General features: G+C 72.4%; 9 protein-coding genes. 7 read left to right on the forward strand and 2 right to left on the reverse strand.

All coding sequences use genetic code 11. The features are described from left to right. From ACFW2E_RS21810 to ACFW2E_RS21820, 3 genes are all read left to right on the forward strand, one after another. On the forward strand, positions 1 to 1517 hold a 1517-nt coding region (locus ACFW2E_RS21810), incomplete at its 5' end, for a serine/threonine-protein kinase (RefSeq protein ID WP_384468728.1). A gap of 58 nt (positions 1518 to 1575) precedes the next feature. Continuing rightward, entirely contained in the window at positions 1576 to 3255 is a 1680-nt protein-coding gene (locus ACFW2E_RS21815; RefSeq protein WP_384468729.1) for a serine/threonine-protein kinase, read from the forward strand. A 179-nt stretch (positions 3256 to 3434) separates the two neighbouring features. After that, positions 3435 to 5102: a serine/threonine-protein kinase gene (locus ACFW2E_RS21820; protein WP_384468730.1), complete on the forward strand. Its 1668-nt coding sequence runs from the start codon at positions 3435 to 3437 to the stop codon at positions 5100 to 5102. An 18-nt stretch (positions 5103 to 5120) separates the two neighbouring features. Here ACFW2E_RS21820 and ACFW2E_RS21825 read toward each other — a convergent pair whose 3' ends face one another. After that, positions 5121 to 6035, reverse strand: a complete 915-nt coding sequence (locus ACFW2E_RS21825; RefSeq protein ID WP_384468731.1) for an AraC family transcriptional regulator — start codon at positions 6033 to 6035, stop codon at positions 5121 to 5123. 72 nt (positions 6036 to 6107) lie between these two features. On the opposite strand from ACFW2E_RS21825, the gene ACFW2E_RS21830 reads away from it, so the two are divergent. The 4 genes from ACFW2E_RS21830 (at position 6108) to ACFW2E_RS21845 (ending at position 11646) form a co-directional block, all read left to right on the forward strand. After that, complete coding sequence (locus ACFW2E_RS21830; RefSeq protein WP_384468732.1) at positions 6108 to 7010, forward strand: MBL fold metallo-hydrolase; 903 nt, start codon at positions 6108 to 6110, stop codon at positions 7008 to 7010. A gap of 45 nt (positions 7011 to 7055) precedes the next feature. Continuing rightward, the gene (locus ACFW2E_RS21835) at positions 7056 to 8042 is read left to right on the forward strand and encodes a serine/threonine-protein kinase (RefSeq protein ID WP_384468733.1); all 987 of its coding nucleotides are present in this window, start codon (positions 7056 to 7058) and stop codon (positions 8040 to 8042) included. 136 nt (positions 8043 to 8178) lie between these two features. Continuing rightward, positions 8179 to 9804, forward strand: coding sequence for a succinic semialdehyde dehydrogenase (locus ACFW2E_RS21840; protein WP_384468734.1), 1626 nt, complete (start codon positions 8179 to 8181; stop codon positions 9802 to 9804). Positions 9805 to 9840: 36 nt separating this feature from the next. Next, on the forward strand, positions 9841 to 11646 hold the full coding sequence (locus ACFW2E_RS21845) for a GMC family oxidoreductase N-terminal domain-containing protein (RefSeq protein ID WP_384468735.1): 1806 nt from the start codon (positions 9841 to 9843) through the stop codon (positions 11644 to 11646). 78 nt (positions 11647 to 11724) lie between these two features. Here the strand turns inward: ACFW2E_RS21845 and ACFW2E_RS21850 are convergent. After that, positions 11725 to 11962, reverse strand: a 238-nt coding sequence (locus ACFW2E_RS21850; protein WP_384468736.1) for an LAETG motif-containing sortase-dependent surface protein, incomplete at its 5' end; no start/stop codon positions are given.

Genomic DNA, 11962 nt, shown 5'->3' on the forward strand with positions numbered 1-11962 from the left:
CCGCGCCCGCGGGGGCCCGCTGCATCAACCACTCCGCCGTCGTCTCGGTGCAGGCGGTGCTCGAGCACGACGGCCGCCCGTGGATCGTGATGGAGCTCGTCGAGGGCAACTCGCTGGCCGACGAGGTCAAGGAGCAGGGACGCATGGAGCCGCGCGAGGCCGCGCGCATCGGACTGTGGGTGCTGCGGGCGCTGCGCGCCGCGCACGCCGCGGGCGTCCTGCACCGGGACGTGAAGCCCGGCAACGTGCTCCTCGGCCAGGACGGCCGTGTCCTGCTCACCGACTTCGGCATCGCCCAGATCGAGGGCGACACCACCATCACGCGTACGGGAGAGGTCGTCGGCTCGGTCGACTACCTCGCCCCCGAGCGGGTGCGCGGCCACGACCCGGGCCCGTCCTCCGACCTGTGGGCGCTGGGCGCGACGCTGTACACGGCGGTGGAGGGCCGCTCGCCGTTCCGGCGCACCTCACCGCTGAGCACCATGCAGGCGGTCGTCGAGGAGGAGGCCGCCGAACTCCGGTACGGCGGCCCGCTGGAGCCCGTCATCACGGCCCTGCTCCGCAAGGATCCGGCCCAGCGGCCGGGCGCGGAGGAGACGGAGCAGATGCTCGCCGAGGCGGCGGAGGGCCGACGGCCGAGCTCGGCGCAGGCATATGTGCCCACGCAGCACGACGGCTCCCGCACGGGCACTTGGGCCGGACACGGCTCGGGAACCGGGTCCCGGCGCGGCTCGGGAACAGGACCGCGGTACGGGTCCGGTTCGGGATCTCCGCACGGGCCGGAGACGGACGCCGCCCATTCTCCCCCGACCGGGCCGACGGCGGTCGCCCCGGCCGCCGCCGTTCCGGCCCCCGTGCCCGCCCGCCCCAGGCGCCGCCTGCGCACGCTGGCCCTCGTGGTCGCCTTCGCCGCCGTTCTCGGTGCCGGGGCCGCGGTGGTGCTGCAGAAGTGGGACTCGGGGCGTGGGAACGACGCCGGCGCCGACAGCACGCCCGCGCCGGGGGACACCGCCACCGGCACCTCGGCCCCGGAGGGCTCCGTACCGGACGGCTGGGTGTCGCGCACCGACCCGTGGGGTTTCGAGGTGTCGCTGCCCAAGGCCTGGAAGCGGAAGGTGTACAGCGTCAAGGACGACCTCAGGCAGGTCGACTACTCGCCCGACGGCGGCAAGCACTTCCTCCGTATCGCCATCGACGGTTCACCGGACTTCGCCGATCCCTACCGGCACCAGCTGGACCTGGAGCAGCAGCTCCAGCGGCTGGTCGGCTACGACCGCGTGACCTTGAGGAAGAACACCTACCGCGACCGCCCGGCCTCGCTGTGGGAGTACACCTGGAACGCGCTGGAGAAGGACCCGCCGCACGTCGCCGGGCCGCGCCACGCGATCGACGAGACGTACATCTCGCGGGAGGGCGTGGAGTACGCGATCTACATGTCCTCGCCGGCGGAGGACTGGGCGACGACGAGCAAGCAGTTCAAGTGGGTGCTGCAGAGCTGGCAGCCCAACGCGTCCTGACGGGCTTGGCCGGACGCCGTCCCGGTGGGGAGGCGTCCGGTGCGGCATGATGGGGCCCATGGGGACCGAGGGGGACGACTTCCGTGTGATCGCGGGCCGTTACCGTCTGGAGGCCCGGCTCGGCCGCGGCGGAATGGGCGTCGTATGGCGGGCGACCGACCAGTTGCTGGGCCGGCGGGTGGCGGTCAAGGAGCTCACGCAGGACGACACCCTCTCCGGCGACGACGCCCGGCGGCAGCGTGACCGCACGCTGCGCGAGGCCCGTGCGGTGGCGCAGCTTCGTCACTCGCACATCATCGTCGTGCACGACGTAGTGGAGCACGACGAGCGGCCGTACATCGTCATGGAACTGATCGACGGCGGATCCCTCGCGGACCGCATCTCGGCGCGCGGACCGGTCGACGCGGCCGAGGCCGCCCGGATCGGCATCGACCTGCTGAGCGCGCTGCGCACCGCGCACGCGGCCGGGGTCCTGCACCGCGACATCAAGCCCGCGAACGTCCTGGTCGAGTCCGGCACCGACCGGGTCGTCCTCACCGACTTCGGCATCGCCCAGGTCGCGGGCGCCACCACGCTCACCGAGACCGGTTCCTTCGTGGGCTCGCCCGAGTACACGGCGCCGGAACGGATGTCCGGGGTCAGGACGGGCCCGGAGTCCGACCTGTGGTCGCTCGGGGCGCTGCTGTGCACGGTGCTGAGCGGTGAGTCGCCGTTCCGGCGCGACTCGCTCGGCGGCATCCTGCACGCCGTCGTCGCCGACGAGATCCGTCCGCCCGCCCAGGCCGAGCCGCTGCTGCCGGTCGTACGGGGGCTGCTGGAGCGCGATCCGGACCGGCGGCTGGACGCGGCGGAGGCGGAGCGGATGCTGCGGGCGTTCCTGGAGACCGGGCGCACGCCGGGTGCCGGAGCCGGTCGCGCGTCCGGTGGCGGTCGTACGCAACGGCTCGGCTCGGGCCGTACGCCGAAGATGCCGGTCCCGTACTCGCCGACCCGGCGTGACGTGCCCCGCCCGGCGCCGGGGGCGCCCGCGGGGGAACCTCAGGCCCGGCACTCCACGCGGGGTGTGCTGGTGGCGGCGCTGCTCGTGGCCGCGATGGCCGGGGCGGGCGTGTCGGCGGCGGCGCTGCTGATGAAGGGAGGCGGCGGCAACGGGGACGGTGCGCCGACGAGTTCGGCGCCGCACACCTCCGCGAGCACGCCCATCTCGCCCAGGCCGAGCCCGACCACCGTGACCGGCTCCCCGAGCTCCCCGGCCGCCGCCTCCTCCGTGGGCCCCAGTGCCGCGAACACCCGTACGGCGCCCTCGGGTTACCGCGTCGCGCAGGATCCGGCCGGCTTCTCCCTCGCCGTGCCCGAGGGGTTCACGCGCAGACCGCAGGGTGAGCGGATCTTCTACATGTCGCCGGGGGAGACGTTCCGCCTCGGCATCAAGGTGTCCGACCCCGAGACGGGCGGCCCGGCCGCCGTGATGCGCCGGGCGGCCGCCGACGGCCCGGACACGAACCCCGGCTACCACGACGGCCGGGTCACCCGGACCACGCACGGTGGACACCCCGCCGCCCTCTGGGAGTTCACCTGGAACGGCTTCAGCGCGGCCGAGGGGCCCAGGCACACCTACGACCTGTGCTGGGAGGAGGACGGGCAGATGTACGACGTGTGGGTGTCGGCGCCGGTCGGGAAGGTGCGGGAGGCGCGGGAGTACTTCGACGTCGCGGTCGACACGTTCGTACGGTCGTGAAACGGCCCCGGTAGTGAAGCGGTCCCGGTAGTGAAACGGCCCTGGTAGTTCAGCGGTCCCGGTAGCGCGGTCGTGAAACGGCGCTGAGCGGGAGATATCCGGCGATCTGCGTCACGGGTCTGTGACCGGTTTGCACTACCTGTGGATGCGTCGGCGCGTGGCGCGATATGGATGGATCCATGAGCAGCGACGGGGGAGCCCGCCACGGGGCCGAGGAGCCGACGAGTTTCGGTCTGCAACCACCGAACCCGCCCGTGCACGTACCGCATCCGGGCAATCCTTACGCGACACCCACGCATGCGTACGAAGCGGCCACGCGGCTGGTTGCGCAGCGGCCGCAGTCGCCGCAAGCCGCGCAGGACCCGGGAGCGGGCAGGCTGATCGTCGACCGGTACCGGCTGCTCGCCAAGCTCGGCCACGGCGGGATGGGTACCGTGTGGCGGGCCAAGGACGAGACGGTGGACCGTGAGGTCGCGGTGAAGGAGCCGCGCGTACCGGACAACCTTCCCGAACGTGAACGCGCCAATGCCTTCGAGCGAATGCGTCGCGAGGCGCGCGCGGCGGCCCGCCTCGACCACCCGGCCGTGGTGAACGTCCACGACGTGGCCGTCGTGGACGGCCGGCCGTGGATCGTGATGGAGCTGGTCCACGGACGGTCGCTCGGCGACACCCTCCAGGAGGGCACGCTCGACGCGCGCGAAGCGGCGCGGATCGGTCTCCAGGTGCTGGGCGCGCTGGAGGCGGCGCACGCGGCGGGCGTCCTGCACCGCGACGTCAAGCCGGACAACGTGCTGCTCGGGCGCCACGACCGGGTCGTCCTCACCGACTTCGGCATCGCGCAGATCGAGGGCGAGACGAACCTGACGGACACGGGCGGCTTCGTGGGCTCGCCGGAGTACATCGCGCCAGAGCGGGTGCTGGGCCAGCGGCCGGGCCCGGCCAGCGATCTGTGGTCCCTGGGCGTGGTCCTCTACGCGGCCACGGAGGGCGTCTCCCCCTTCCGCCGCAGCAACACCCCGGCCACCCTGCAGTCCGTCCTCAACGCCACCCCCACGCCGCCCGCCTCGGCCCGGGGCCCGCTGGCCGAGGTGATCACCGCCCTGCTCCAGAAGGACCCGGCGCGCCGGCCGGACGCGGCCCGGGTCCGGGCCCTCCTGGAGGCGGCCGCGAACCCGCCGGCCCCCGAGCCCACCGCCGTCCACCGCACGGCGCCCGCGCCCGGACCCCGCCGGCCCGGCCGCAAGGCCTGGTTCGGCGGGGGAGCGGTGGCCGTCGCGGCGGCGCTGGCGGCGTACCTCCTGATCGCCGACCCTTTCGCCGGACCGCTGCCGGACGGCTGGAAGAAGCCGGCGGAGCCGAAACTCGGGGTGACGCTGGCGGTGCCCGCGAGCTACGAGGCGGGCAGACCGGCCAAGGACGACTCCGACAAGAACTGGGTGACGTACACCGACCCGAGCGGCGCCATCTGGATCGGCCTGAACCTGTCCAGGAAGTCCGACGACTCCGCGCACGAGATCAAGAACTCCTCGGCGGCCCAGATGTACGCCGACAACGAGAAGTTCAAGAACGACGGCGAGTACACCCTCGCCATGCCCGCGGGGCCGAAGACGCGCACGGACGACAACGTCGAGTACCACGGCAGGCCGGCCGCCCGGAACACGGTCGTCTACACGACCGACGACAGTCAGAACCCCCGCCCCCGTGAGCTCGAGATCTTCTACTACCGCACCCGGGCCGGCGACCTCTACAAGCTCACCGTCAGCTACCCGGGCGAGGGCGACTTCACGGCCCGTGGCCGGGAGGTGGCGAAGGCGGCGATCGCGAACCTGCACATCACCAGGCCCTGACCGGCCGGCAGCCACGGCTCAGCCTTCCTGGACCCGCTCCCGGTACCTCCCCGGAGTGGTCCCGAACTCCCGGCTGAACGCGTGCGAGAGGGCGTACGGACTGCCGTAGCCCGTCTCGCGGGCCACGGAGGCCAGCGGCACGTCCGTGTCCCGGAGCCGCCTCGCCGCCAGGGTCAGGCGCCACCAGGTGAGGTACGCCATCGGCGGGCGGCCCACCAGCGAGGTGAAGCGACGGGCGAGGGTCGCGCGGGAGACGCCCGCCTCCGAGGCCAGTCGGTCATTGGTCCAGGAGTCCGCCGGGGCGGCGTGCAGGGCGCGCAGCGCGGCCGTGGTGACCGGGTCGGCCAGGACCGCCCGCCACGCCCCCGTCTCGGCCTCCGCCGTCCACGCCCGGACCATGTAGACGAGCAGGAGGTCCAGCAGACTCGGCAGGGCGAGGGCCGCGCCCGGTCGGCTGCCGGTCAGCTCACGGGCCAACAGGTCCACGGCGGAGCGGAGTTCGGGATGCGCCCCGACCCGGTTCCGCAGGTGCACGACCTCCGGCAGCTCCGCCATCAGCGGGTGCACCCGGCTGCGCTCCAGCCGGTACTTGCCGCACAGCAACTCCACCTCGGGGCCGCTCCCGACGGGGCGTGCCGCATCGTCCCGCACCTCCTCGAACGGCACCGCCCGGCCCAGGTCCCGTTCCTCCACCGGCCCGTCGGCCAGCACGTGCCCCACCCCGCGCGGCAGCAGCACCACGTCCCCCGTGCCCAGCGCCACCGGCTCACCGCCGCCGTCCGGCAGCAGCCAGCACGCGCCGCCCAGGACGACGTGGAAACCGGCGCCCTCGTAGGGGGACAGGCGTACGCACCACTTGCCGGCCACCCGGAGCCGGTTGGAGGAGGGCCGTCCCAGGCGCACGGTGGAGATCGCGTCACTCACCACATCCATGAGACACGAGCGTATCCGAATGAGTGAGAAGAGCATTGGGAAGCTCATGCCAGGGCCTCTAGTCTCCTGAACATGGCTGATGACAACGTGCAGAGCTTCAAGATCGGTGACGTCGAGGTCCTTCGGATCGTTGAATGGCGGGGGTCGTTCCTGCCCGCCCGGCAGCTCGTCCCGGGTGTCGCGCCCGAGACCTGGAAGGAGTACGAGGGGCAGCTCGCCCCCGACCACTGGGACCCCGTCGGCGACCGTGCCATGTCGGCGCTCCAGACCTGGGTGCTGCGCAGCGGCGGGCGGACCGTGCTCGTCGACACGGGAGTGGGCAAGGGGCGGGAACGGCCCGGCAACCCCCTGTTCCACCAGCGGCAGGGTGACCTCCCGGGGCTCCTGGAGCGGGCCGGGGTGAATCCCGGCGACGTCGACGTCGTCGTCAACACCCACATCCACGCGGACCACGTCGGCTGGAACACGCATGAGGTGGAAGGGGAGTGGGTGCCCACGTTCCCCAACGCCCGGTACCTCCTACCGGCTGCCGACGACGTGCACTTCGGGCCGGAGAACGGGTACGCGGGCGGAGCGCGGGCGGACGACCGGCTCATCTACGAGGACAGCGTGGCCCCCGTGCACCGGGCGGGGCTGGCCGAGCGGTGGGAGGGGGAGTACCGGATCGACGAGCACCTCACCCTGGAGCCCGCCCCCGGCCACACACCGGGCTCCTCCGTCCTGCGGCTGGTCTCGCACGGCGAACGCGCCGTCTTCGTCGGCGACCTGCTGCACAGCCCGGTGCAGGTCCTGCGGCCCGAGTGCAACAGCTGCTTCTGCCTCGACCCGCGAGGGGCCGCCGCCAGCCGCAGCCGGATTCTCGAACGGGCGGCGCAGGACAAGGAGTTGGTGGTGCCGGCGCACTTCGGCGGGGACGGCGCGGTCGAGGTGCGGCGGGCGGGCGAGGGCTTCTCCTTCCACCGGTGGGCCGCCTGACCGCGGGCTTCGACAAGAGCGAGGTACGCGCGGTACTCATGGGACATGAGTGACGACGGTGAACGTGTGTCCGACGGACGTCTGCTCGACGGGCGTTACCGGCTGACCGGGCGCATCGGCTCGGGCTCGACGGGCACCGTGTGGCGGGCGCGCGACGAGCAGGGGAAGCGGGACGTCGCCGTCAAGGAACTCCGGCTCGAGGGCGATCCGGAGGGCGAGGACCGGCGCAGGGGCGCCCACCGGCTCCAGCACGAGGCCCGGGCGGCCTCCCGCGTCGGCCATCCCTCCGCCGTCCACATCCACGAGGTCGTCGTCGAGGACGGACTTCCCTGGGTCGTCATGGAGTTGGTCCACGGGGAGTCGCTGCGTACGACCCTCGAGCGCGGGCGGCTCGAACCCGCCGAGGCCGCGCGCATCGGGCTCGCCGTCCTCGGGGCGCTGCGCGCCGCGCACTCCGTCGGCATCGTGCACCGAGACGTCAAGCCCGAGAACGTCCTCCTCGAATTCGGCACCGGCCGTGTCGTCCTCACCGACTTCGGCATCGGTCACGGGCCCGTTCCCGGCGACTCCTCCGTCTTCGTCGCCCCGGAACAGCTCGCGGGGCGCGGTGCCGGGCCGGCCTCCGACCTCTGGTCACTCGGTGCGCTGCTTCGGACCATCGTGGACCGGCACGAGCACACCGGTCCCCTCGGGACGCTGCTGGTCCGGCTCCTGGCGGAGGAACCGGAGCGGCGGCCGGGAGCGGAGGAGGCGGCGGCGGTCCTGGAGGGCATCGCCGGAGGCCGCGCGGCGGAGCCGCCCGAACCCGTACCCGAGCCGGAACCCGTACCCGCGCCGGGGTCCGCACCCGCACCGGGGTCCGCACCCGCGTCGGCATCCGCACCCGCGGCCGCGTCGGGGTCCGCGGCGGAGCCGGAGTCCGCACCCGAGCCGGAAGTCGTACGCCCCCCTGCACCGCCCGCTCCCCAGCTGCGCCGCCCCCTCCTGGCCGCCCTCGGTCAGCTCCTTCCGAAAAAACCCGAGGTGGACTGATCACCGGCCGATCCTCGTCACCCAAGGCCTGATCAGCATATTTGCTGCCAGTGGTCACTGGCGCTGTGTGAGCACTCGGTGAATCCCCGTTACCGGCGGGTACCCAAAGTTCTCGCTCCGGCATACCCTGCGCCTCATGACGGACTCGCAGGCCCCGGAGCAGGCCACGGAAATGACCGGCACGAACCCCCTCGCCGCCGCCCCCACGGGCGCCCGTACCGCCGCCGACGTGGTCACCCCGGAGCTGGTCGCCCAGCTCACCAAGGGCGTGGTCGGCTCCGGCCGTACCGCCAACCACACACCCTTCACCGGCGAGAAGCTGGCCGACCTGCCCGAGTCCACCCCCGAGGACGTGAGCAAGGCCTTCGACGTCGCCCGCGCCGCGCAGGCCGTGTGGGCACAGCGACCGGTACGGGAGCGGGCCGCCGTGCTCCTGCGCTTCCACGACCTGATACTCGAGCGCCAAGCCGAGGTGCTCGACCTCATCCAGCTGGAGACGGGCAAGGCACGCCTCCACGCCCACGAGGAGGTCCAGGCCGTCGCCGTCGCCTCCCGGCACTACGGCCGCAAGGCGCCCGCGTACCTCAAGCCCAAGCGGCACACCGGCGCCATGCCGACGCTGACGAAGGTGACCGAGCTGCGCCACCCGCGCGGTGTCGTCGGCCAGATCGCCCCCTGGAACTACCCCCTCGAACTCTCCGTCGGCGACGCCCTGCCCGCCTTCGTCGCGGGCAACGCCGTCGTGATGAAGCCCGACACCGAGACCTGCCTCACCGCTCTGTGGGCCCGTGACCTGCTCATCGAGGCCGGTCTGCCCGCCGACGTCTTCCAGGTCGTGCTCGGCGAGGGACCCGTCGTCGGTCCGGAGGTCGTCAAGCACGCCGACTACGTCTCCTTCACCGGCTCCACCCGCACCGGCCGTGAGGTCGCCCAGGGCGCCGCCGCCCGCCTGGTCGGGGTCTCCCTCGAACTCGGCGGCAAGAACGCCATGCTGGTGCTGGAGGACGCCGACATCGAGAAGGCGGCCGCCGGCGCCGTCCGAGCCTGCTTCTCCTCCGCGGGTCAGCTCTGCATCTCCATCGAGCGGCTGTACGTCCACGAGTCGGTCGCCGACGCCTTCCTGGAGCGCTTCGCCGCCCGCACGAAGGCCATGCGGCTCGGTACCTCCCTCTCCTACGGCGCCGACATGGGCTCGCTGGTCTCCGTCCGGCAGCTGGAGGCCACCACCCGGCACGTGGAGGAGGCGGTCAAGGCGGGCGCCACCGTGCTGGCCGGCGGGGTCGCCCGTCCCGACATCGGCCCGTACTTCTTCGAGCCGACCATCCTCGACGGCGTCGAGGCCCCGATGGCCGTGTGCACGGAGGAGACCTTCGGCCCGGTCGTCGCCGTCTACCGCTTCAACACGGACGACGAGGCGGTCGAGGCCGCCAACTCGACGCCCTACGGCCTCAACTCCTCCGTCTGGACGAAGGACGCCCGGCGCGGACAGGCCGTCGCGGCCCGTCTGCGCACCGGCACCGTGAACGTCAACGAGGGCTACGCGCCCGCCTACGGCAGCGTCCAGTCCCCGATGGGCGGCATGAAGGACTCCGGCCTCGGCCGCCGGCACGGCTCCGAGGGCATCCTCAAGTACACGGAGGCCCAGACCGTCGCCCAGCAGCGGCTGCTGCCGATGGCCCCGTCGCTGGGCATGGACGACGAGAAGTACGCGGAGTTCATGAGCCGGAGCCTGCGGCTCATGAAGGCGTTCCGTTTCCGGTAATCAGCAGGACAACCCCGTTCTCAACGAGGAGAGCACGTGTCGCAGGAGAACTCTGTCCGCGATCAGGACGATTCGGCGTACGACTACGACGTCATCGTCGTCGGTTCCGGCTTCGGAGGCTCGGTCACAGCCCTCCGGCTGACCGAGAAGGGCTACCGCGTGGGTGTCCTGGAGGCCGGCCGCCGCTTCACCCGCGACACCCTCCCGAAGAACTCGTGGGACCTGAAGAACTACCTCTGGGCCCCCAGGCTCGGCATGTACGGCATCCAGCGCATCCATCTGCTGGGCAACGTGATGGTGCTGGCCGGGGCCGGGGTCGGCGGTGGCTCGCTCAACTACGCCAACACCCTCTACGTACCGCCGAAGGCCTTCTTCGACGACCCGCAGTGGCGGGAGATAACCGACTGGCAGGAGGAGCTCAAGCCGTACTACGACCAGGCGCAGCGCATGCTCGGCGTACGGCTCAACCCGACCATGACCCCGTCCGACGTGCACCTGAAGGCGGCGGCGCAGCGGATGGGTGTGGGCGACACCTTCCACATGGCACCGGTCGGGGTGTTCTTCGGGGACGGCGAGGACGCCGGCGGCGAGTCGAAGGCACGGCCGGGCGAGGAGGTCGCCGACCCGTACTTCGGCGGGGCCGGACCGGCACGCAAGGCCTGCACCGAGTGCGGCGAGTGCATGACGGGCTGCCGGCACGGCGCCAAGAACACCCTCAACGAGAACTACCTCCACCTCGCCGAGAAGGCGGGCGCGGTGGTGCACCCCATGACGACGGTCGTGTCGGTCACCGACGACTCGCGGGGCGGGTACGCGGTCGCGACCCTGCCGACGGACGAGAAGCGCAAGAGCAAGGGGCGGACCTTCACCGCGCGGCGGGTCGTCCTCGCCGCGGGCACGTACGGCACACAGACACTGCTGCACCGGATGAAGGCGAACGGCCAACTGCCGTACCTGTCCGACCGACTGGGCGATCTGACCCGGACCAACTCCGAGGCGCTGGTCGGCGCGCAGACCGACGACCGGCGCTACCGCAAGGCGCACGGCACCGCGAAGGCCGACTTCACCCGGGGTGTGGCGATCACCTCCTCGATCCACCCGGACGAGAACACGCACATCGAGCCGGTCCGCTACGGCAAGGGCTCCAACGCCATGGGCGGTATGTCGATCCTCCAGGTCCCGTACGCCGAGGGCTCCTCCCGCGTCCTGGCCTGGCTGGCCAACGCGGCCCGGCACCCGGTCCTGGTGGCCCGTTCCCTGTCCAACCGCCGCTGGTCGGAGCGGACCATCATCGGTCTGGTGATGCAGTCGCTGGACAACTCCCTTACGACGTACCTGAAGCCGAACGGCGTCGGCAAGGGACTGCTCACCGCCCGCCAGGGCCACGGCGCGCCCAACCCGAAGCAGATCAGGGTGGCCTCGGAGGCGGCCTCCGCGCTGGCCGCGGAGATCAACGGCTTCGCGGGCAGCAACGTCGGCGAGCTGATGGGCACCCCGCTCACCGCCCACTTCCTCGGCGGCTGTCCGATCGGCGCCTCGCGCGAGACCGGTGTGATCGACCCGTACCACCGGCTGTACGGCCACCCCGGCATCTCGGTGGTCGACGGCGCGGCGGTCTCGGCGAACCTGGGCGTCAACCCGTCGCTCACCATCACCGCGCAGGCCGAGCGGGCGATGTCGTACTGGCCCAACAAGGGCGAGGCGGATCCCCGCCCGGCGCAGGGTGCGGCCTACGAGCGGCTGAAGCCGGTGGAGCCGGCCGGCCCGGTGGTTCCCGCGGACGCCTTCGGCGCGCTGCGGCTTCCGTTCCTGGGGATGCCGGCGGTGCCGCCCAAGAAGTAGCGGGCGATGCACACGCAGAAGGACCTGCGCCCCCCTCCGAGCGCAGGTCCTTCTCGTTCTGTGGAGCCGTGCCGTTGGCTACGCCTCGACACCGGCCCTGCGGCGGCGGACGGCGAACACCGCACCGGCACCCGCGACGACGGCGAGCCCGCCGACGAGGCCGATCATCGGCAGTGCCGAGCTGGAGCCGGTCTCGGCGAGGCTGCCGGTCGGCAGCTCGGAGACGTTGCCCTGCGGCTTCTTCACCGAGATCTTGCCGCCCTTGTCACCCTTGTCGCCGGGCTTGGCGGTACCCGGGTCGGGGTTGCCGGAACCC

The organism is Streptomyces sp. NPDC058964 (assembly GCF_042741275.1).
Classification (GTDB): domain Bacteria; phylum Actinomycetota; class Actinomycetes; order Streptomycetales; family Streptomycetaceae; genus Streptomyces.